The sequence below is a fragment of the Sphingomonas panni genome (assembly GCF_022664435.1).
Lineage (GTDB): Bacteria > Pseudomonadota > Alphaproteobacteria > Sphingomonadales > Sphingomonadaceae > Sphingomonas > Sphingomonas panni.
This window is the reverse complement of the sequence record NZ_JAKREU010000009.1, coordinates 69,475-92,501: the sequence shown is the minus strand read 5'-3', so window position 1 is coordinate 92,501 and position 23,027 is coordinate 69,475. Positions and strand designations below refer to the sequence as shown.

14 protein-coding genes are annotated in these 23,027 nt (G+C 67.4%); 10 read left to right on the top strand and 4 right to left on the bottom strand.

Translation table 11 applies throughout. The features are described 5' to 3' along the window. The first annotated feature begins 65 nt into the window (after positions 1-65). Positions 66-1,385, top strand: a complete 1,320-nt coding sequence (locus MF609_RS16180; RefSeq protein ID WP_242417183.1) for a cystathionine gamma-synthase family protein — start codon at positions 66-68, stop codon at positions 1,383-1,385. 138 nt (positions 1,386-1,523) lie between these two features. Here MF609_RS16180 and MF609_RS16175 read toward each other — a convergent pair whose 3' ends face one another. Beyond that, positions 1,524-1,688, bottom strand: coding sequence for a hypothetical protein (locus tag MF609_RS16175; RefSeq protein WP_242417182.1), 165 nt, complete (start codon positions 1,686-1,688; stop codon positions 1,524-1,526). 67 nt (positions 1,689-1,755) lie between these two features. Here MF609_RS16175 and tgt point away from each other — a divergent pair, with 67 nt between their 5' ends. From tgt to MF609_RS16145, 6 genes are all read left to right on the top strand, one after another. Further along, positions 1,756-2,889 (top strand): tRNA guanosine(34) transglycosylase Tgt, encoded by a 1,134-nt coding sequence (gene tgt / locus MF609_RS16170; RefSeq protein WP_419723112.1) that lies wholly within the window; start codon positions 1,756-1,758, stop codon positions 2,887-2,889. Positions 2,890-2,912: 23 nt separating this feature from the next. After that, positions 2,913-3,107, top strand: coding sequence for a hypothetical protein (locus MF609_RS16165; protein ID WP_242417180.1), 195 nt, complete (start codon positions 2,913-2,915; stop codon positions 3,105-3,107). 207 nt (positions 3,108-3,314) lie between these two features. Next, positions 3,315-6,161, top strand: coding sequence for a M16 family metallopeptidase (locus MF609_RS16160; protein ID WP_242417179.1), 2,847 nt, complete (start codon positions 3,315-3,317; stop codon positions 6,159-6,161). A gap of 274 nt (positions 6,162-6,435) precedes the next feature. Beyond that, positions 6,436-7,410, top strand: a complete 975-nt coding sequence (locus tag MF609_RS16155) for a cell wall hydrolase (RefSeq protein WP_242417178.1) — start codon at positions 6,436-6,438, stop codon at positions 7,408-7,410. Between the two features lie 77 nt (positions 7,411-7,487). Next, entirely contained in the window at positions 7,488-8,441 is a 954-nt protein-coding gene (gene gshB / locus MF609_RS16150) for a glutathione synthase (RefSeq protein ID WP_242417177.1), read from the top strand. A 180-nt stretch (positions 8,442-8,621) separates the two neighbouring features. Continuing rightward, on the top strand, positions 8,622-9,227 hold the full coding sequence (locus MF609_RS16145) for a DedA family protein (protein WP_242417176.1): 606 nt from the start codon (positions 8,622-8,624) through the stop codon (positions 9,225-9,227). Positions 9,228-9,339: 112 nt separating this feature from the next. Here MF609_RS16145 and MF609_RS16140 read toward each other — a convergent pair whose 3' ends face one another. Both MF609_RS16140 and MF609_RS16135 read right to left on the bottom strand, forming a co-directional pair. Then, entirely contained in the window at positions 9,340-10,368 is a 1,029-nt protein-coding gene (locus tag MF609_RS16140) for a phytase (protein WP_242417175.1), read from the bottom strand. Then, positions 10,368-13,127, bottom strand: a complete 2,760-nt coding sequence (locus MF609_RS16135; RefSeq protein ID WP_242417174.1) for a TonB-dependent receptor — start codon at positions 13,125-13,127, stop codon at positions 10,368-10,370. Before MF609_RS16135 ends, MF609_RS16140 begins: the two co-directional genes overlap by 1 nt. 288 nt (positions 13,128-13,415) lie before the next feature. Between MF609_RS16135 and MF609_RS16130 the strand changes: the two genes are divergently transcribed. Next, positions 13,416-15,908 (top strand): TonB-dependent receptor domain-containing protein, encoded by a 2,493-nt coding sequence (locus MF609_RS16130; protein WP_242417173.1) that lies wholly within the window; start codon positions 13,416-13,418, stop codon positions 15,906-15,908. Positions 15,909-15,966: 58 nt separating this feature from the next. Here MF609_RS16130 and MF609_RS16125 read toward each other — a convergent pair whose 3' ends face one another. Continuing rightward, a complete protein-coding gene (locus MF609_RS16125; RefSeq protein WP_242417172.1) occupies positions 15,967-18,351 on the bottom strand; it encodes a TonB-dependent receptor in 2,385 nt (794 codons plus the stop codon). A gap of 123 nt (positions 18,352-18,474) precedes the next feature. Here MF609_RS16125 and MF609_RS16120 point away from each other — a divergent pair, with 123 nt between their 5' ends. Both MF609_RS16120 and MF609_RS16115 read left to right on the top strand, forming a co-directional pair. Beyond that, on the top strand, positions 18,475-20,124 hold the full coding sequence (locus MF609_RS16120; RefSeq protein WP_242417171.1) for an alkaline phosphatase D family protein: 1,650 nt from the start codon (positions 18,475-18,477) through the stop codon (positions 20,122-20,124). A 183-nt stretch (positions 20,125-20,307) separates the two neighbouring features. Then, a complete protein-coding gene (locus tag MF609_RS16115; protein ID WP_336944910.1) occupies positions 20,308-22,716 on the top strand; it encodes a ligase-associated DNA damage response DEXH box helicase in 2,409 nt (802 codons plus the stop codon). Positions 22,717-23,027 lie beyond the last annotated feature (311 nt).

Here is a 23,027-nt window from a genome sequence, read left to right as displayed (position 1 = left end):
GGTGATCGGGCGAGTTGGTTTCTTTCGTAACTATCGTTAGGCTCTTCCGAAAATAGGAGAGATTCGTGACCGACGAAACCGAAGCCGACCTGACCGGCGTTCCGCCGCGCCGCCGCCCCAAGCCTCCGGTCGACACGGTCGGCGGACGCCGGCTGAAGCCCGCCACGCTGATGATGGGCCATGGCTATGACCCGGTCCTGTCCGAAGGATCGCTGAAACCCCCGATCTTCGCGACCTCGACCTACGTCTTCCCCAACGCCGCGGCGGGCAAGCGCCATTTCGAAGGGGTGACCGGCAAGCGTCCCGGCGGCGCGGAGGGCCTCGTCTATTCGCGCTTCAACGGCCCGAACCAGGAAATCCTCGAAGACCGCCTCGGCGTCTGGGAAGCGGCGGAGGACGCGCTGGTCTTTTCCAGCGGCATGTCGGCCATCGCCACGCTGTTCCTGTCAATGGTCCAGCCGGGCGACACGATCATCCATTCCGGCCCGCTCTATGCCGCGACCGAGACGCTGATCGGCCGCGTGCTGGGGCGCTTCGGGGTCAACTATCTCGACTTCCCGGCCGGCGCGACGCAGGACGAGATCGAGGCGGTGCTGCGCAAGGCGGAAGGGCGCGTGCCGCTGATCTATCTCGAAAGCCCGGCCAACCCGACCAACGCGCTGGTCGATATCGAAGCGGTCGCGGCCGCCCGCGACGCGGTGTTCGGCTCTGCGCAAGACAAGCCGCCGATCGCGATCGACAACACCTTCCTCGGGCCGTTGTGGCAGCAGCCGTTGCAGCATGGCGCCGACCTCGTCGTCTATTCGCTGACCAAATATGCCGGCGGGCATAGCGATCTGGTCGCGGGCGGCGTGCTGGGATCGAAGGCGCACATCAACACCATCCGATCGATGCGCAACACCATCGGCACGATCTGCGACCCGAACACGGCGTGGATGCTGCTGCGCTCGCTCGAGACGCTCGAACTGCGCATGAGCCGCGCGGGCGAGAATGCCGAAAAGGTCTGCGCCTTCCTGCGCGACCACCCGAAGGTCGAGCGCGTCGGCTATCTCGGCTTCCTGAAGGACGCCAAGGGCATGGAACGCCAGGCCGATATCTATGCCCGCCACTGCACCGGCGGCGGATCGACCTTCTCGCTGTACCTGAAGGGCGGCGAGCGCGAGGCGTTCGCCTTCCTCGACGCGCTGACCATCGCCAAGCTGGCGGTGAGCCTCGGCGGCACCGAAACGCTGGCGAGCCATCCGGCGGGGATGACGCATCTGTCGGTGCCCGATGCACGCAAGGCGGCGCTGGGGATCACCGACAATCTCGTGCGCATCTCGATCGGGGTCGAGGATGCCGACGACCTGATCGCCGATTTCGAACAGGCGCTGGCGGCGATCTGAACCAAGCTCCTCCCCGGCACGGGGAGGGGGACCGCTCGCGCAAGCGAGTGGTGGAGGGGGCGAGCCGCAGGTGGTGCGCTTGCGGACACCCCCCTCCACCAGCCTGCGGCTGGTCCCCTCCCCGTGCCGGGGAGGATTTCAGCCGCCACCTATTCCTTCGATCACCTTCCCGGTGCCGCCACAATTGGCGCACTCGCCGCCGTCGATCGTACCGCTGCCGCCACAACGCGGACACACATCCTCGCCGGTCCCGGGCGTACCGGGCAGGGCATCGTCGCCGGGGTTCATCGGTTCGGCCATCATCTTTGCTCCCGTGAAACCGCAACAACGGTCGACAGCGGGGGGAAGGTCCGGCATGACGGCTCGCCTTATGGCTCCCCGTTTCGCCTTCACCGTCACCGCCACGTCCGGCCGCGCCCGCACCGGCACCATCGCCATGCAGCGCGGGGACATCCGCACGCCCGCCTTCATGCCGGTCGGCACCGCCGCTACCGTGAAGGCGATGAAGCCGCAGGACGTTCGTGCATCGGGCGCCGACATATTGCTCGGCAACACCTATCACCTGATGCTGCGCCCCAGCGCCGAGCGGGTCGCGCGGCTGGGGGGCCTGCACAAGTTCATGGGCTGGGACCGGCCGATCCTGACCGACAGCGGCGGCTATCAGGTGATGAGCCTGTCCGAATTGACCAAGCGGTCGGAGGATGGCGTCGAGTTCAAGAGCCACTTGGACGGCACCCGCCACCTGATGAGTCCCGAACGCTCGATGGAAATCCAGCGATTGCTCGGCTCCGACATCGTGATGGCGTTCGACGAACTGGTCCCGACCACCTCGACCCGCGAGGTACAGGCGCGCGCGATGGAACGCTCGATGCGCTGGGCACGCCGCAGCCGCGCCGGGTTCGATTCGGGCGAGGACCATGCCAGCCGCGCCGCGCTGTTCGGGATCCAGCAGGGCGCGCTCGACGAAAAACTGCGCAAGGCTTCGGCCGATGCGCTGATCGATATCGGTTTCGACGGCTATGCGGTCGGCGGCCTCGCGGTCGGCGAGGGGCAGGAGGCGATGTTCGGCGTGCTGGACTATGCGCCACAGCAGTTGCCGGTCGACAAGCCGCGCTATCTGATGGGCGTCGGCAAGCCCGACGATATCGTCGGCGCGGTCGAACGCGGCATCGACATGTTCGACTGCGTGCTGCCGACCCGGTCGGGTCGCACCGGACAGGCCTTTACCCGTTCAGGCCCGATCAACATCCGTAACGCCAAATTTGCCGAGGATCTTGGCCCGGTCGATCCCGACTGTGCCTGTCCGGTATGTGCGGGGCACAGCCGCGCCTATCTCCACCACCTCGTCCGCGCGGGCGAAATTCTGGGGGCGATGCTGATGACCGAGCATAATCTCTATTTCTATCAGGCGTTGATGGCCGATCTGCGCGCGGCAATCGCGAACGATACGCTGGCCGTCTTCGCCGACGATTTCCGGGCACGCTACACCGCCCCCAAGCATTGAACCCCGGCAAGAGGGAGAGGATCATGACCGACAAGACCGAACTGAACGAAGTAACCGCCGCCGCCAAGGATATGAAGCGCGTCGCCGATGCCGCCGCCGATACGAAGCAGCCGTCGAAGGGGCAGGCGTGGCCGCTGGTGCCGATCGGCATCGGCATCGGTTCCGCCGCGCTGGCTGCCGCTTTGCTCTACGCCAATTCTGGACGCAAGAAGGGCTGATTTCTTCTCGTCATTCCCGCGAAGGCGGGAATCCATAACCGCTGACGGTTGCGCCTTTTCGGCGACGCCCGCGTGTATGGACTCCCGCCTGCGCGGGAGTGACGAGGCATTTCGGTTCGATCGCGACGTCGTAACCGACGATACGTTGACACCCCGACCCGATGCGGCCCACACCGTGCCGCATCACCCGTTCGGAGAGTGTCCCCCATGCGTTTCGGCCTCGCGCTGCTGATCTCGACCGCCCTGCTGACCCCTGCATACGCACAGCAGCGCCCCGCCCCGACGCCCCCCGCCGCCAGCGCGACCGTTCCGCCGATCGCCTACACCGAACGCACCCTCGCCAACGGCCTGCGCGTCTATGCCATTCGCGACACGTCGAGCGCGAACGTGTCGGTGCAGGTATGGTACGATGTCGGGTCGAAGGACGACCCTGCCGGGCGGTCGGGCTTCGCGCACATGTTCGAACATCTGATGTTCAAGGCGACGCGGAACCTCGTGCCCGAACAGCTCGACCGGCTGACCGAGGATGTCGGCGGGTACAACAACGCGTCGACCGCCGACGACTATACCAATTATTACGAGGTGGTGCCCGCCAACCACCTGCAGCGGCTGCTGTTCGCCGAGGCCGACCGGATGGCGACGCTGGTCGTCGATCCGAAGACCTTCGCGTCGGAACGCGAAGTGGTGAAGGAGGAACTGCGCAGCCGCATCCTTGCCCAGCCTTATGGCAAGCTGTTCGGCCTCTATGCGCCGATGGTGTCGTATAGCCGCCACCCCTATGCGCGGCCGGGCATAGGATCGATCGCCGATCTGGATGCGGCGACGATCGACGACATCCGCGCCTTCCATGCGACCTATTACCGGCCCGACAATGCGGTGCTGGTCGTCGCGGGCAATTTCGATCCCGCGCAGCTGAACCGCTGGGTCGACCAGTATTTCGCGCCCATCGCGAAGCCCAATCGCCCGATCCCGCGTGTGACCGTCGACGAACCGGTCCGCCAGCAGCCGGTGACGAAGACGGTGTACGAGGCGAACACGCCGCTGCCCGCGATCCTCATCAGCTATCCGCTGCCGCCGGCCAATCATCCCGATCAGGCGGCGTTGAAGGTCCTCGACGCGATCCTGTCGGGCGGCGACAATTCGCGCCTGCACCAGGCGCTGGTCTATCGCGACCAGATCGCGCAGGATGTCGGCGTACAGGTCGATGCGAAGCAGGGTCCGGGCACGCTGTCGCTCTATGCGATCCTTGCGGGCGGCAAGTCGGTCGCGGACGGCGAAGCGGCGCTGGAGCGGGAGGTCGCGCGCATCATCGCCACCCCGCCCACCGCCGCCGAACTGGCCGAAGCGAAGAACGAGATCACGACCGCCGAGCTGCTGTCGCGCGAAACGGCGGAAGGGAAAGCGTCCGCACTGGCGCAGGGCGTCATCGTCGAGCGCGATCCGAAGGCCGCCGACAAGGCGCTGGCGGCGATCGGCCGCGTGACCGCCGCCGATGTGCAGCGCGTCGCCCGGAGCTGGCTTGCCGCCAACCGCGCCGCCACGATCCGCTACCTGCCCGACACGGCCAAGCCGGCGAACGCAGCGAGCGATGCGATTGCGATCGCCGACAGCGTCGTCACCGCGCCGCTGGCCGTGCCGCCGGGCATCGCGATCCACACGCCCGCCGCAGAAGGCCAGCGCGTCTTGCCGCCCGCGCCCAGCGCGCCGGTGCAGGTCGCGATCCCGGTGCCGGTCGAACGCCGCCTGCCCAACGGGATGCGCGTCGTGCTGGTCGAAAAGCGCGGGCTGCCGGTCGTGACCGCCGCGCTGGTCGCCGGCGGCGGGGCGGCGGCCGATCCCGACGATCGCGCCGGCGTGGGTGAACTGACCGCCGGGCTGCTGACACAGGGGACCAAGACCCGCTCGGCGACCGAGATCGCCCGCGCGGTCGAATCGCTGGGCGGCAGCATCGGCAGCGGTGCCGGATGGGATTCGCAGAACGTCACGCTGACCGTCGGGTCGGGTCAGGTCGCGCCGGCGCTCGGCATCCTCGCCGATGTCGCGCGCAATCCGGCCTTCGCGCAGGAGGAGATCGACCGGCTGCGCACGCGGACGATCGACGGCGTCAGCGTCGCACTGACCGATCCGGGGCAATTGTCGGGCCTCGTCGCCGACCGCGCGGTGTTCGGCGGTGCGCCGTACGGCCACCCGGCCAGCGGTACGCCGACCACGCTGAAGGCGATCACCCGCGCCGATATCACCAGCGCCTATGCCCGCGCATGGCAGCCGGAAAAGGCGACGCTGGTGCTGGTCGGCGACATCACGCCCGACGCCGGGATGGCACTGGCGACGCAGCTGTTCGGCGACTGGCGCGGCCAGCCGGGCGCGACGCCCGCGCCGGCTCCGCAGGTCGCCACCCCCGCCCCCCGCGTGATCGTCGTCGACATGCCCGGTGCCGGACAGGCGGGCGTCGTCGTCGCGCGGCCGGGCATCGCGCGCAGCGACGCGGCGTATTTCCCCGCCGCCGTCGCCAATGCGACGCTCGGCGTCGGCTTCTCCTCACGCCTCAACCAGGAAATCCGCATCAAGCGCGGCCTCGCCTATGGCGCGCGTTCCGAACTGGACGCGCGGGCGAAGGGCGGGGCGGTGAGTGCGTCGACCCAGACCAAGAACCCGTCCGCACCCGAAGTGGTGAAGATCATCACCGACGAACTGCGTCGGCTGGGCACCGAACCCGCCCCCGAGGCCGAACTGGCGACGCGCAAGGCGGTGCTGACCGGCAATTTCGGCCGCACCATCGAACGGACCAGCGGCATCGCGGGCACGATCGTCACCTATGTGTCGGACGGCGTACCGCTGGCACGCATCGCGACCTTCCTCCCCTCGATCGAAGCGGTCGGTCCGGCGGCGGTGCAGCAGGCGGCGGCACAGGTCATGGACCCGAAGGCGGCGAGCATCGTCGTGGTCGGCGACGCGAAGCAGTTCGTCGAACCGCTCCGCGCCGCCTATCCGCAACTGGTCGTGATCCCGGCGGCATCGGTGGACCTGAGTCGCGCCGATCTGGGGGTGAAGTAAGCGCTGTCGTGTCGTCGTCCCGGACATGAACCGATGCTTGTTCAGAAGTATTGATTTTTTGGCGTATCGCGTACCCCCGCGCAGGCGGGGGTCCAGGGTTCCAGGCACGAGCCGGTGTTTTGCTTGGCTCTGGACCCCCGCCTGCGCGGGGGTACGGCGTATCTGTGGCAGGCTACGGAACTTCGCGAAGGGCACGGTTTTATCCGCGGTGATGGGGGAAAGCCCCCGATAATCTTGCGACTTTCCAAACCATTTCCCGCTACAGCCACCCCCGATGGCGGCCCTTCCCCCCCTGTCGCGGCGTGCGCGCAAGGTCATCGGCAGCGTCCTGCTGATCGTCGGTGGGGCGATCGCCGTGCGGGCGGGGATCGCTGCGCGCGAGCATCGCGATACCCCCGCCCCGCCCCCGCCGGTCGTCACCGGATATGAAGCGGACGACCATTTTCCCGGCGCGGCGCAACTGCTGCTCGACGCGCCTGTGCGACGGGGGGAAACCGGCACCGCCCCCCTGCCGGCACTTCCCGCGCATGCCGATGCCGACGCGATCGGCGACGCCTCGATCCAGCCGGCGCGGCCGTTCGTCCTGCGCGGCAGCCAGCTCGACCGGGCGCGGGCGCTGCAATGTCTGACCACCGCCATCTATTACGAAGCCGGCAACGAACCTGATGACGGACAGCGGGCGGTGGCGCAGGTCGTGCTGAACCGCGTGCGCCATCCCGCCTTTCCCGCGACGGTGTGCGGCGTGGTGTTCCAGGGGTCGGACCGGCCGGTGTGCCAGTTCAGCTTTGCGTGCGACGGGGCGATGGCGCGGGTGCCGGTGCCTTCGGTCTGGCTGCGCTCCCGCCGGGTCGCCGCCCGCGCGCTGTCGGGCGACGTGTTCGCCCCCGTCGGGCTGGCGACGCATTACCACACCTATGCCGTCACCCCGTCGTGGAACCGCGCGCTGGTGATGACCGGCGTGTTCGGCGCGCATTTCTTTCACCGTTGGAAGGGGTGGTGGGGCACCCCCGCCGCCTTCCGCGACCGCTATATCGGCATGGAGCCGATGCCGGGGCCACTGCGTCCCCTGCCCCCGCCGCCGACGCTGGAGGCGGTGCCGGTCCCGACCGTGCCGCTGGTCCCGCCGACATTCGTCGCGCCGCCGACGCCGGTCGCCAGCGCGACCCCGGCGGCCGAGTCGAAGGACACGCTGCCGCCGGAATCGCAGGTCCTCGACCGGTGGAAGGATTCGGGCAAGCCGCTGCGGTAGGACCGGCCTTTCTCGCTCACCCGTGACTTTCCCCCGCCAGCCTCCTACCTGAGCGGCAACCAACCGGAGTTTGCCCCATGTCGCTGACCGTCGCCGTCCAGATGGACCCCCTTGCCGGCATCAACATTGCGGGCGATTCCACCTTCGCGCTGATGCTGTCGGCGCAGGCGCGAGGGCACCGGCTGTTCCATTACGCGCCCGAGGACCTCAACCAGTCGGGCGACCGGGTGTGGACGGAGGCCCGCCCGGTGACGGTGCAGCGCGTCGTCGGCGACCATTTCGCGTTCGGCGATCCCGCCAGCCTTGATCTCGGCGTGCAGGCCGATGTCGTGCTGATGCGGCAGGACCCGCCGTTCGACCTCGGTTATATCACCGCGACGCATCTGCTGGAGCGGATCAGCGACCGGACGCTGGTGGTCAACGATCCGGCATCGGTGCGCAATGCGCCTGAAAAGCTGTTCGTGCTCGACTATCAGCACTTCATGCCGCCTACCCTCATCACCCGCTCGGTCGAGGAAGCGCGCAAGTTCCTCAACGAACACGGCTCGATCGTGGTCAAGCCGCTGCACGGCAATGGCGGCAAGGCGATCTTCAAGATCGATGCCGATGCGCAGAACCTGTCCTCGCTGATCGAAGTGTTCAACACCGCGTACCGCGAGCCGCATATGGTGCAGGCGTTCCTGCCCGCCGTGGCAAAGGGCGACAAGCGCATCGTGCTGGTCGATGGCGAGGTCGCGGGCGCGGTCAACCGCCTGCCGGGGGCGGGCGAAATCCGGTCGAACCTGGCGGTCGGCGGCACCGCAGCCAAAACCGAGCTGACGGACAGGGAACGCGAAATCTGCACCGAACTCGGCCCGGAGCTGAAGCGGCGCGGGCTGATCTTCGTCGGGATCGACGTGATCGGCGGCGAATGGCTGACCGAGATCAACGTCACCTCGCCCACCGGCATCGTCGCGATCGAGAAGTTCGACGGGACCGACGTCGCCGGCATGATCTGGGACGCGATCGAGGCACGGGTGGCGGCGAAGTAACCGCCCGCCCATTCACTAAAAGCGTCACCCCAGCGCAGGCTGGGGTCTCTCGCGGCTCCTGCCCCGCGCTATCACGGGGAGACCCCAGCCTGCGCTGGGGTGACGCCCGTGGCGGGTCGGGGCGACGCGGTGCCCAGCCTTTCACGGCACGAAACCCCGCCCCGCACGTTCGGAACCCCCATGACGACCTTCATCCTCGATGCGATCGCGCGCGGCGGCTATCTCGGCATCTTCCTGCTGATGGCGCTGGAAAATGTCGTGCCGCCGATCCCGTCGGAGGTCATCATGGGGCTGGGCGGCATGGCGGTGGCGCGCGGCGACATGGCGATGGTGCCGCTGCTGCTGTGGGGCACGGCCGGGACCACCGCCGGCAATTATTTCTGGTACGCGATCGGGCGGCGCTTCGGCTATCAGGGGTTGAAGCCGTTCGTCGACCGCTGGGGCCGGTGGCTGACGGTCGAGTGGGAGGATGTGGAAAAGCTGCACCGCTTCTTCCGCAAACATGGCGGCAAGACGGTCTTCATCTTCCGCTTCATGCCGACGTTCCGCACGATGATCTCGCTGCCCGCCGGCATGGCCTGTATGCCGCGCTGGCGCTTCTTCCTCGCCACCTTCACCGGCAGCATCGTGTGGAACGCGGTGCTGGCCTATGCCGGACTGTGGCTGGGGTCGAATTTCGAACAGCTCGACCATTATGTCGGGCCGGTCGCCATCGCCATGTCGGCGGCGATCGTGATCGGCTATATCTACCGCGTCCTCACCTGGAAGCCCCGCGCGCAGCGGTGATCCTCCTCAAATGAAACGTCACCCCAGCGCAGGCTGGGGTCTCTCGCGGCTCCTGCGGCGCGTTATCACGGGGAGACCCCGGCCTGCGCTGGGGTGACGTATTTGGAGAGGGCTATTTGAGCCGCAACGCCTTCAGCACCTCCGCCCACGACACATATTTGAAGTTCTGCGTGTCGGGCGCATTGTCGCCGTCCTGTGCGACCATCAGCCCCTTGCGGTAGTTCGGCCCGAAATTGCCGGGGATCAGGTCGATGCCGTCGGTTTCGCTGGTCCCGTCGATCGCCCCGCCACCGATACGGAAGCGCCCAGCATAGGTGACGCCGGGCAGGCGATAGAGGGTATAGGCATTGTCGCCCTGGCTGCTCGCGACCAGATAGCCGCCATCGCGCCCGGCCGGGGCCAGCGCCAGCCCCTCCGCATCGGCGACCAGCGTCCGGCCGTCGACCCGTGCGATCGGCGTACCGCCGACCGGAGCCGCGGGATCGGCGGCGAAGCGCCACAGCCCGACATCCTCCTCCGCGACATAGAGCAGGCCCGTGCGGTCATCGACCACGCAGCCCTCGGCCTGGCTGGCGACCTTCATCGATCGCACGGTGCGCACCACCGGCGTCGCGCCGCTCGTATCGATCGACACCTGATCGATCCGCCCGTCCTTCATCACGACGAAGCCGAACAGCGCCTTGTCCGCCTTGCGGGTCCACAGGCACATGCCATAGGCCTCGCCCGCGCCGACCGGATACCGACCGATCGGCACCAGCTTCTTCGCCACGGTGTCGAGGGTGAACAGCGCGACATGCGCCTGAGCCTCGTCCGCCCGGTCGCTGGCCGCCGCGATCACCCGTCCGCCGATCTCGCGCAGGTCGACATTGTTCAGCCGCGCGGCGGGCGTGAAGCTCAGCCGCTTGCCCGACAGGTCATAGACGTGGATGCCGGCCTTCTTGTCCGTCCCGATCACCAGGCTGGCGGCGGGGTTGCGCCGGTTGCGCCAGATGGCGGGATCGTCGGCGGCGTCGGCGGCGGTATCGACCGGATCGGTCTCCGCTACCGCCGCGACCATCGGCACCGCAGTGGGCGTGGCCGCCGGCGGGGGCGTCACCGCACATCCGCCGAGCAACGCCGCCGCCACGAGGAACCGCCGCATCAGAAATTCACCCGCAGGCCGGCCTGATAGCGGCGGCCGAACGTCTCATGCTCGATCGTGTAGCGGGTGTCCCGCACATAGCGACGGCCCGGACCGCCCAGCAGGTTGCTGAAATTGCCGAACAGCTCGACGTTGCGGGTAACCGCATAGCGCACCGACGCGTCGAGTTCGTCGTCCTTCGCCCAATAGAAGTCGCCGCCGTCGACGCCACGATTGACGCCGTTGATGACCTGGAAGTCGCCCAGCTCGTCCAGCCAGCGCGAGCGGTTCTGATACTGGACGCGCGCCGAGAAGCCGTATTTCTCGTAATAGACGCCCAGATTATAGACCGCGTCCGACGCACCCGGCAGCGGCACGCGGCGGCCATCGGGCGTTTCCGCGCGGCTGCGGTTCAGCGTCGCGTTCAGCTGCACGCCGAACCCGCCCATCCAGTCGGGCAGGCCCAGATCGCCGACGAACGGGTCGAGCTGCTGCTGGATGGCGCCTTCGATGCCGACGATCGACCCGTTGCCGCCATTGTCGATGGTCGCGAAGTCATATTGCGACCGATCGGTGCCGCCGAAGTTCAGGATGTCGCTGCCAAAGGTGCGGCTGGTGTCGAACAGCACGTCGCGCAGCCGCTTGTAATAGGCACCGAACGACAGGAAGCCGGCGGGCGCGACATAATATTCGACATAGGCATCGACGCCCATCGCCTTTTCCGGCTTCGCATCGGGATTACCGCCCGAAATGGTCAGGTTGGCGTCGTTGAACGACAGGTTGGGGCGCAGCTGGTCGTAATCGGGCCGCGCCGCGCCGGTGTTGAACGACAGCCGCGCCTTCATCCGGGGCGTAACGTCGTAATTGATGTGCAGGCTGGGATAGACCAAGGTCATGTCGCGATCGACGGTCAGCGGGGTGAAGGTCTTGCCATCAGTGACGAACGCCGACGACTTGTTGCGGATATGCTCGATCCGCGCCCCGCCAACGAGGTTGCCCCAGCCGGTGGTGACGGTGGCCATGCCGTACGCCGAATAAATCCGCTCGTTCACGTCGTACAGGTTGGCGGTCGCGTTCTGATAGCTGCCGACCTTCCTGGCATTGTCGACCAGCCCGAGCAGCTTGTCGCGGCTGAAATACTGGAAGGTGTAGCCTAGCGGCAGCTTGCCCTGGAACCCGCCGGGGATGGCGATCTGCGAATAGCTGCTGATGCCCGCGGCGGCGAACTGCGCGGCGGTGGTCAGTTCGAGCAGGCGTTCGTCGACCGATTTGGTACGGTCGTCGAAGCGGACGCCGAACGCCAGCGTCGTCTTGTCGCCCAGCAGGCCGTCGACGTCATGCTGCACGTCGACCCGCGCAGTATAGGCGTCGGTCGTGTCGGCGGCGAGCGTCGAGCGCAGGCGGAACGGGTTCATCGGAAAATCGCCGATCGACGTGACCCGCGCACCGCGGGAGAACGTGCCATTGGCGTTGCGGATCGTGCGATACAGCTCGACCTTCGCCAGTTGCGGGTCGGTCAGGTCATAGGCGACGGTCAGCCGGTTGGCGGCGTTCGCACCGTTGCTGCCATAGGACGGACTTTCGAAGTTCAGCTGCGCCGGCTGGGTCCGGTCGTCGATCGAGCGGGTGTAGTTGGCCCGCCACGACACGCGCCACGTGTCGAGATCATGGTCGCCGCCCAGGGTATTGGTGAACACCGACTGCTTATAGGCACGGACGGTGAAGTTGGAATTCAGGTCGATACCGTACACCGCGCCCTTCAGCGGCGTGTTGCCGGTGCAGACATCGGCATAGCCGGTGGTGCCCGCCGCCGGGGTGGCGTTGACCGCGCACGACGCCGTATTCCCCTTCAACAGCTTCTGCTGATCGTCGAGGTCGAAGATATAGTTGTTGCGCTGTTCGTCGTCCTGGAACGCTGAATAGATGGTTTCGGCGAAGATGCGGTGGCCGGGTGCCGGTTTCCAGTCGAGCCGGGTCGACAGCGCGTAATTCTTGCGGACGAGGCGATAGAGCTTGTTCTCCGTCTCGCGCGCCCAGATGCGGTCGGCATTGCCCGGACGGATATCTTCCTTGACCGTTTCCCAATCGGTTTCGAAATTGTCGGTCACCATGCCGCGCCGGTACAGGCTGGCCGAGGACGATACCGCGAATTCGCCGATGCCGGTATCGAACCGGTCGGACACGACCAGCGACCCTTCGAATTCGCGCCGGTCGCCCAGTTCGACCAGCCCGTATCCGGCCTTGCCCGCGACGTGGAAGCCGTTCCGGTCGAAGCCCGAGCGGGTGATGATGTCGACATTGCCCGAAATCGTCTCGCCGACCATGTCCGGCGTCACCGCCTTGCGCACGATGATCTGCTTGGCGATCGCCGAGGGGATCGAATCGAAGCGGGCCGCGCGTCCTTCGGGGCTGACGACGTTGACGCCGTCGAACGACAGCGTCGTCCAGCGCTTGGGCGCGCCGCGCAGGTTGACATAGCGCGCCTGCCCCTGGTCGCGCTCGACCCCGACACCGGGCAGGCGGCTGATCGCCTGCGCCACATTCTGGTCGGGCAGGCGGCCGACCGCGTCGGAGGCGATGACCGATACCAGTGCCGGGCTGTTGCGCTGGATTTCCAGCGCGGCGGCTTCCGATTCGGCGATCGGGCGGCTGCCCTGCACCACGATTTCCGGCGCATCGTCGTCGCCCGGCACGGTTTCCGCCGCCACCGGCGCTTCCTCGATCGGCGCGGCGATGGCGGCCGCCGGCAGGATCGCGACACCGCTCAGCAGCGCACGCACGAACAAGGCCCGCGAGGACCGCGCGAAGATAGCAACCATGTAAATTCCCCTTGGGAAGCGCCCCGGCTCCCCCTCACCGCCGCCCCTGCCGCAGCGCGGTGGCAGGTTGGTTACGCCTGCGTTACCGATCGGTGACACCCCGGCGGCGCGGACGCCTGTGACATCCCGGCCACACCCACTGCAATCCATTGCAATAGCTATGTGTCAGAACGTTGCAATCGTTTGCAGTAATAGATATCTGCGATTCGTGAACCGGCAATGATCGGGCCATTTCCCAAGGAGGGGACCATGAAGGCGTTCCATATTCTGCTTGCATCGACCGCGCTCGCCCTGCCGCTGCCGGCAATGGCGCAGGTCGCCGACGCACCCGCGACCGACACCGCCCAGCTGACCGAGGACACCGCCGCCGCCGATGCCGACATCATCGTCACCGGCGTGGCGCGCGGCCAGAACCGGCTCGACAGCTCGGTCTCGGTCAGCTCGCTCGACCAGGCGACGCTCCAGACCACCGCGCCGCGGTCGGTCGCCGAACTGTTCCGCAACATCCCCGGCGTCCGTTCCGAAAGCTCGGGCGGCGAAGGCAATGCCAATATCGCGGTGCGCGGCCTGCCGGTCGCCTCGGGCGGGTCGAAATTCCTGCAGCTGCAGGAAGACGGCCTCCCCATCCTCGAATATGGCGACATCACCTTCGGCAATGCCGACATCTTCCTGCGCGCCGATCTGAACGTCGCTCGCGTGGAGGCCATTCGCGGCGGTTCCGCCTCGACCTTCGCCTCCAACTCGCCCGGCGGCGTCATCAACATGATCTCCGACACCGGTGAACGCGAAGGCGGCGTGGTGCAGGGGTCGTTCGGCATAGACTATCGCGATTTCCGCACCGACTTTTCCTACAGCAAGCATCTGTCGGACAGCCTGCGCGTCCATGTCGGCGGCTTCTACCGTTTCGGCGAAGGCCCGCGCGAGGCGGGCTACGACGCCAATCGCGGCGGACAGATCAAGCTGAACGTGACCAAGGAATTCGCCGGCGGCTATGTCCGCGTCTACGGCAAATATCTCGATGACCGCGCCATCGCCTATCTGCCCAACCCGATCCGGGTCAGCGGCACCAACGACGATCCGAAGTTCACCGAGATCGCCGGCTTCTCGATCAACCGCGACACGCTGCATTCGCCCAACATCACCCGCAACCTGACGCTGGACGGCAACAACAATCCCGTCACCAACGACATTCGCGACGGGCAGCATCCGCTGGTCAAGGCGGTCGGCTTCGAAACGAAGTTCGACCTGGCCGAGGGGTGGAGCGTCACCAACCGCTTCCGCTATTCGGATATTTCGGGACGCTTCATCTCGAACTTCCCGGCGAACGTCGATTCGGCGGCGACCATCGCCACCGCGCTGGCCGGTGCGGGATCGACGCTCAGCTACGCGACCGGCCCCAATGCCGGCCGCGTGATCGCCAACCCGGCGGCGCTCAACGGCAACGGCCTGCTGGCGCAGATCGTGGTGTTCGACACCAAGCTCAACAGCCTCGACAACATCACCAACGATTTCCGCCTGACGCATGACATCGCGCTCGGCGGCGGGACGCTCGGTGTGACCGCCGGCTTCTACAAGTCGCGCCAGACGATCGATACCGACTGGCTGTGGACGTCGTTGCTGTCCGACGTGGTGGGCGGCGGCAATGCCGCGCTGGTCAATGTCCGCAACGCGGTCGGCACCTCGATCACGCAGAACGGCGTGTATGGCTATGCCGCCAGCTATTTCGGTGGATGCTGCCGCCGCAGCTATGACCTGAACTACGACACCAACGCGCCCTTCGCCTCGCTCAACTGGTCGGGTGGCGCGCTGACGCTCGACGGGTCGGTCCGCTACGACTTCGGCCAGGCGAAGGGCACCGTCACCGGTGCCGATCTGGGCGGCGGACGCGTCGGCATCACCACCCGCGACATCAATCGCGACGGCGTGATCGCGGACGCCGAACGCCGCGTCGCGATCCTCCCGCTCGGCAGCCCGGCCCCGGTCGATTACGACTTCAACTACTGGTCCTATTCGCTGGGTGCGAACTATCGCATCAGCCCCGACCTCGCGGTGTTCGGCCGCTACAGCCGGGGCGGGCGCGCCAATGCCGACCGGCTGCTGTTCGGCCCCGCCGTCAGCACCACCACCGGCGGCCTGCTCAATGCCGACGCGGCGGTCGATATCGTCCGCCAGGCCGAGGCCGGCATGAAGTATCGCGCGAACGGCGTCGCCTTCTACGCCACCGGCTTCTGGGCACGGACCGAGGAGCAGAATTTCGAGGCGACGACCCAGCGCTTCTTCGACCGCAACTATCGCGCCTACGGCGTCGAGCTGGAGGGCAATATCAAGCGCGGGCCGTTCAGCCTGACCGCAGGCGGCACCTGGACCGATGCGAAGATCGTCAGCGACGCGGTGAACCCGGCGACCGTCGGCAACCGCCCGCGCCGCCAGGCGGAATTCGTCTTCTCCGCCACGCCGCAGATCGATGTCGACCGCTTCACCATCGGTGCCAACGTCATCGGCACCACGTCGAGCTATGCGCAGGACAGCAACCAGCTGAAGCTGCCGGGCTATACGCAGGTCAACGCCTTCGTCCAGTTCCGCCCGGCCGATCAGGTCCAGTTCTCGGTCAATGCGAACAACCTGTTCGACACGATCGGCCTGACCGAGGCGGAGGAAGGCGCGATCCCGGCCAACGGCATCGTCCGCGCCCGCTCGATCAACGGCCGCACCATTTCGGCGACCGCCCGCTTCAGCTTCTGACCTCCCTAAACTGCAACGCCGGTGCCACTCCCCGTGGCACCGGCGTTTTCTTTGCCCGTCAGAACCGCGCGCCCAGCTCCACGCCATAGAAGCGCGGCTCGCCCCGGATGTAGGTCGGCACGCCGAACCCGCCACCGGTATTGCCCGCATCGATCAGATAGCGCTCGTTGGTCAGGTTGCGCGCGAAGCCGCCGATGGTGAACCGCTCGCCCAGCTCCACGCCGGCGCGCAGGTTGAACAGCGTATAGCCCGGCGTCGAGATCGCCGCCCGGTTCGGCACTTCGAAGAACACCTTCGACCGATAGGTCAGGTTCGGCACGGCATAGAAGGTCGCCGACCCCATCGGCACCCGCAGGTTCGCACCGGCCGATGCGGTCATGTCCGGCTGCAGGCGGAAGCGGTCGCCCGCGAACACGCCGTTGGTCGCATCGTCGCCGATCCCGCCATCGAGATAGGCGAAGGTCCCGAACAGCGACAGCATCGGCCCGACGCGCAACGTCCCCTCCAGCTCGACGCCCAGATTGTCCGCCGAGCCGGCCGAGCGCGTGGTGGTCACGCCGTTTTCAGTCACCGACACCTGGAACCCGTCATAGCGCTGGTAGAAGACCGACGCCGCACCGCTGAACGGGCCGACGCGTCCCTTGATGCCGCCTTCGTAATTCCACACCAGTTCCTCGGGCACGATCTGCAGGTTCGGAATGACACTGGCCGTCGCGCTGCTGCCGGTGCGGGCAGCGCCCAGCTGCACCACCGGCGACCGGCGGCCCTTGCTGACCGTCGCATACAGGTTCACCGCATCGGACAGCCGCAGCAGCGCATTGAAGCGCGGCAGCACGGCGGCGAAGCTGCGCTGTGCCTCGAACTGCGCGCCATTGGTGTTGGCGGTGCCGAGCAGGCTGGTGAACACCCCCGCCCCGGCGAGCAGCCGGGAGAAGGGCTGGACCGAGCTGTAGCCCGATTTCCGATCCTCGATCAGCACCCGCGCACCGGCGGTGAGTTCCAGCGCGGGGAGCGGAATCCACGTCGCATCGGCGAACATCGAATAGGTGTCGTTGTTGCCGAAATTGGTGAACACCGCCGCATAGGGCAGTTCGGTGAGTGCGCCCCGCGACAGCACCGCCGTCGCCCGCGCGCCAGGCACCGTGCCGTTGGCCGCGACGCAGTTCGGCCCTGTGGTAATGCCGGCCCGATTCAGGATCGCCCGGATCGGCGCAAAGCCGGCGGTCACCGAACAGGCGAGATAGGTCCCCTCCTCGGTCGAGAACGGCACGCGCTGGAAACCGTTTTCGAAGAAGGCGTTCCACCCGAACGACGCCCGCGCGCGTTCCCCGGTGAAGTTGAAGCGGCCTTCATGGCTCCACTGATCGCCCTTCGCATCCTCGGCGAACTCCAGATACCAGGCCGGGCCGCCATCGGCATCGAAGGTTTCGAGGCTGTTGAACCGGCGATAGCCGTTGACCGTGGTGAAGGTGACGCCACGCCCCAGATCGACCGAGACGGTCAGGTTCGCGTCATACACATCGCGGTCGAGGCCCAGCTTGCGCTTGCCCAGCACTTCCAGCGAATAGGGCGATCCCGACAGTTCGGCGGTGCCGTAATCGCCGGTCTGCCCGCCGGTGGGTGCAAAGGCGCGGCTCTTGAACGCGGTGCCCGGATTGCGCTGCCCGTCATAGGTCAGCACGAGGTCGGCGGTGACGGCGTCGGTCGGCGTCCAGCGCAGCGACCCGCGAATGCCGCGCTGGTCCTGCCCGTTCAGGTCGTCCTGATCGACTCGCCCCTGATTCTGGTTCGGCACCTTGGGATCGCCCGCGATGTTGCGGACATAGCCGTCGCGAAATTTATACGCGAAGGCCAAGCGCGCGGCGAGCGTGTCGTTGCCGGCATTGACCATACCCGACACCTGCGTCCGGTTGAAATTGCCGTAGGACGCGGCGAGGTCGGCTTCGAACCCCGGCTTGGGTCTGGCCGACAGGATCGACACCGCGCCGACCGCGGCGGCGGTGCCGAACAACGTCGCCTGCGGCCCCTTCACCGCCTCGATCCGTTCGAGGTCGAACAGGTCCTGATACGCCCCGCGCGACCGGCTGATGTCTACGCCGTTGTAATAGAAGGTGACGCGCGCGCCCTGCTGCGCCGATCCGGAATCCGACGTGATGCCGCGAATGACGAAGCCCGGATTGTTCGCGCTCTGCTCCTGCACGACCAGCCCCGGAATATATTGCGCGACATCGGCCAGCGTGGAGACGCCGAGATCGGCCATCTTCTGCCCCGTCACGGCGGTAACGGTGACCGGCACGTCCTCGATTCGCTGCTCGACCTTTTGCGCGGTGACGACGATTTCGTCGGCATCGTCGCCCGCCGGCTGGACATTGGCCTGGGCAAACGCAGTGGTCGAACTGGTGATCGCCAGCATGGCGATGGTCGAACGCAAACAGGTTTTCATGCAATATCCCCCTAATGACGGCGCGGCCTCTAGGGGGGCGGAATGACAGGTCGATGACGTCACGGACCTGTCGCATGTCGGCCATAGGACGCCGCGCAGATCGTTTCACAAAGGCCGTGCCCCATGACGCTGAACCGCCGCGACGCCCTCCGAATGATGGGCAGCAGTGCCGCCCTCACCCTGCCGACCATCGCCCATGCCGCGCCATCGGCCGCGACCTTCGCGCATGGCGTCGCCAGCGGCGATCCGGCGGCGGACGGCGCGATCCTCTGGACCCGCGCCACCCCGGTTGCGGAGGGCACCGGCGATATCGCGCTCGACTGGCACGTCGCGGCAAGCGCGGACGGGCCGGCCATCACCACGGGCCGCGCGACCGCGCGCGCCGCCCGCGACTTCACCGCGAAGGTCGAGGCGACCGGCCTGAAGCCCGGCACCGAATATTGGTACTGGTTCACCGCACCGGGCGGCACCGCCTCGCCCCGGGGCCGCTTCCGCACCCTGCCCCGCGGCGCCACGCGCGACGTCGCGCTGGCGGTGGTGTCGTGCCAGCTCTATCCCGGCGGCTATTGGCACGCCTATACCGCGATCGCCGCCGAACCGCGCGTCGATGCGGTGCTGCATCTGGGCGACTACATCTACGAATATGGCGCGGAGGGCTATGGCGCGGAGATCGGCCGCAAGCTGAACCGCCTGCCCGAACCGACGCATGAGATCGTGACGCTGGCCGATTATCGCACCCGCCATGCGCAGGTGAAGCGCGACCCCGCCATGCAGGCCGCGCACGCCCGCGCCGCGTTCATCTGCGTGTGGGACGATCACGAAAGCGCCAACGACGCCTGGGTCGGCGGCGCGGAGAATCACGATCCGGCGACCGAAGGCGATTGGGCGGCGCGCAAGGCGGCGGCGATGCAGGCCTATTTCGAATGGATGCCGATCCGCGATCCCAAACCCGGCCAGCCCTGGGCCGCGATCAACCGCAGCTTCGATTTCGGCGACCTCGCCACGCTGGTGATGGTCGAAACCCGCCTGCTCGCCCGCTCGGAACAGGCCGCGCCCAAGGGGGCCGGGATCGAACCGGAGGATTATGCCACGATGATGGCGATCCGCGCCCGACCCGACCGCGAATTGCTGGGGCGTGGGCAACAGGATTGGGTCGAGCGCGAACTGATCCGCTCGGTCGAGGCGAAGCGCCCGTGGCAGCTGCTCGGCAACCAGGTGGTGATGGCGAAGGTGCCCGGCCCCGACCTCATCAAGGAACTGGGCGCGCAGGGCTTTGCCGACCTGCTCAACGGCCTGCCCGCCGCCTATGCCCCGCGCATCGCCGCCGGACAGCGCTCGTACCGCGCCGGACTGCCGTTCAATTTCGACAGCTGGGACGGCTATCCCCCGGCGCGCGAACGGCTCTATGCCACGTTCCGCCGCGCCAAATCGCGCCCGGTCGTCCTGTCGGGCGACAGCCATGCCGGCTGGGCCAACGACCTGCACGACGACAGCGGGCGGCTGGTCGCCCACGAATTCGGCGCGACCGCGATCTCCAGCCCGTCCTATGGCTCGCTTCTGCCCGGCCTCGGCAAGGTGATCGAGAAGAACGCGCCCGAGGTCCGCTACTGCGATCAGGACCGCAGGGGCTATCTGCTGCTGACCCTGACGCCGACCCATGCCGATGCGCAGTTCCGCACCGTGTCGAGCGTGACGACGCCGGACTTCACGACCGCGACGACCGCCCGCTGGCGGGTCGCGGCGGGCAAGCCGGGGCCGATGACGGCGGTCTAACGCAAACCGCACCTCCGCCAAATCCCGTACCCCGGCGAAGGCCGGGGTCCAGTTGGTGAACGTCGGCCACTCTTTCGCACCGCTTCGTGACTGGACCCCGGCCTCCGCCGGGGTACGGTAATGGTGGGGGGTGTGAAGTCCCGATACTTTGCACCCCGCCCTCGCCACCCTACATCTGCGGGAGTGCGAGCCCTCCCCGCCCCCCTGACCGACTGGTTCGCCGCCCGTGGCTGGTCCCCGCGTCGCCACCAGCGCGAAATGCTCGACGTCGCGCGTGCCGGCAACCACGCGCTGCTCGTCGCCGCGACCGGTGCGGGCAAGACGCTCGCCGGCTTCCTGCCGACGCTGGCCGACCTGATCGAGCACCCGAGTGACGGCCTCCACACCCTCTACATCTCGCCGCTCAAGGCGCTCGCGGTCGATGTGCAGCGCAACCTGCTGACCCCGATCGCCGAGATGGACCTGCCCATCCGGGTCGAAACCCGCACCGGTGACACCCCGTCCGACCGCAAGGCCCGCCAGCGCAGCAAGCCGCCGCACATCCTGCTGACCACGCCCGAATCACTCAGCCTGCTGCTGTCCTATCCCGATGCCGACCGGCTGTTCGCGTCGCTGCGCACGATCATCATCGACGAGGTGCACGCCTTCGCCACCGACAAGCGCGGTGACCTGCTGTCGCTGTGCCTCACCCGCCTGCAGCGCCATGCTCCCGGCCTCCGCCGCGTCGCGCTGTCGGCGACGGTCGCCGACCCCGACGGCTATCGCGCATGGCTCGCACCCTATGGCGATATCGATACGGTGACATTGGTACAGGGCGAGCCGGGGGCCGATCCCGATATCCGCATCCTCCTACCGCAGGACCGCATCCCGTGGTCGGGCCATTCCGGCCGCTATGCTGCGCAGCAAGTGATGCGCGAGATCGAGCGCCACCGCACCACCATCGTCTTCTGCAACACCCGCAGCCTCGCCGAACTGATCTTTCAGGATCTGTGGCTGGCCAACGACGCGCAGCTGCCGATCGGCGTCCATCACGGCAGCCTCGACCGCGAGGCGCGGCGCAAGGTCGAGGCGGCGATGGCCGACGGCCGCCTGCGCGCGCTGGTCGCCACTGCCAGCCTCGACCTCGGCGTCGACTGGGGCGATGTCGATTGCGTGATCCAAATGGGCGCGCCCAAGGGATCGTCGCGCCTGCTCCAACGGATCGGCCGCGCCAACCACCGGCTGGACGAAGTGTCGAAGGCGCTGCTGGTACCGGGCAACCGCTTCGAATTTCTGGAGGCGCAGGCCGCACTCGACGCGGTGGAAGCGGGCGAGCTGGACCGCGAAGTCTTCCGCCCCGGTGCGCTCGACGTGCTCGCCCAGCATCTGATGGGCTGTGCCTGTGCCGAACCCTTCGCCGCCGCCGACATGCTGGCGGAGGTGCAGGGCGCGCTGCCCTATTCGGCGCTCGACGCCGACACGTTCGACCGCGTGCTGCATTACATCGCCGAGGGCGGCTATGCGCTGAAGGCCTATGACCGGTTCAAGCGGCTGCGGCTCGGCAGCGACGGGCGGTGGACCGTCACCAAACCGGCGTTCATCGCGCAGCATCGCCTCAACGCCGGGATCATCGTCGATGCCCCCACGCTCGACGTGCGGTTCAAGAATGGCCGGCGCCTCGGCACGGTCGAGGAATATTTCGCCTCCACCCTGTCGCCCGGCGATACCTTCTTCTTCTCCGGCATGAGCCTTGAGGTGGAAAAGATCGAGCTGACCGACCTGGTCGTCCGCGCGACCAGCAAGCCTGCGCGCATCCCCAAATATGGCGGCACGCGCATGGCGCTGTCGACCAACCTAGCCGACCGGGTGCGCGGGTTTCTGGCAGATTCTTCGCAATGGTCGCGTTTTCCCGACGATGTGCGCGAGTGGCTGGAAATCCAGTCGCGGCGATCGGTGCTGCCGCGGCCCGGCGAACTGCTGGTCGAGACATTCCCGCATGACGGGCGGCACTATATGGTCGCCTACAGCTTCGAAGGGTGGAACGCGCACCAGTCGCTCGGCATGTTGATCACGCGCCGGATGGAGGCGATGGGCATGCACCCGATCGGCTTCGTGTCGAACGACTATGCGCTGGCCTGCTATTGCCTCGAACCGATCACCGACCCCGCCGCGCTATTCTCTCCCGACATTCTGGAGCATGAGTTCGTCGACTGGGTACAGGGATCGGCGCTGCTGAAACGCGCCTTTCGCGAGGTCGCGGTGATCGGCGGCCTCGTCGAGCGCCAGCATCCCGGCAAGCGCAAGACCGGCAAGCAGGTGACCTTCTCGACCGACCTGATCTATGACGTGCTGCGCAAATACGAACCCGGCCATCTGCTGCTGCAGGCGGCGTGGGAGGATGCCCGCGCGCGGATGACCGATGTCGGGCGGCTGGCGAAGCTGCTGGAAACGGCACAGGCGCGCATCCGCCATGTCGACCTCGACCGGGTCAGCCCGCTGGCGGTGCCGGTGCTGGTACTGGTCGGCCGCGAACGGGTGACGCAAGGGTCGGCGGAGGACGCACTGCTGATCGAGGCGGAGGCGCTGGCGGCAGAGGCGATGGCGCTGGATTAGAGGGGCGCGCGCTTCCCTACCCTCGCCCCCTCACACCCTCGCCCCCTAACCCCGTTTGCTTCGAGCGCAGGTTCGAGCCTGTCGAGAACCGAAGTCGAGAAGGGGTTGCCCCAAGCGGACGGGTTCTCGACTGCCGCTTCTCGACAAGCTCGAAGCTGCTCGAACCGAACGGAGTGCATGGGGTTGGGTCGGGGAAATGGACGGGAACGGCCCTTACGCCCTTACGCGTACCCCCGCGCAGGCGGGGGTCCAGGGTAACGGAGCGCAACGCCGTTGGCTCTGGATTCCCACCTGCGCGGGAATACGGACGG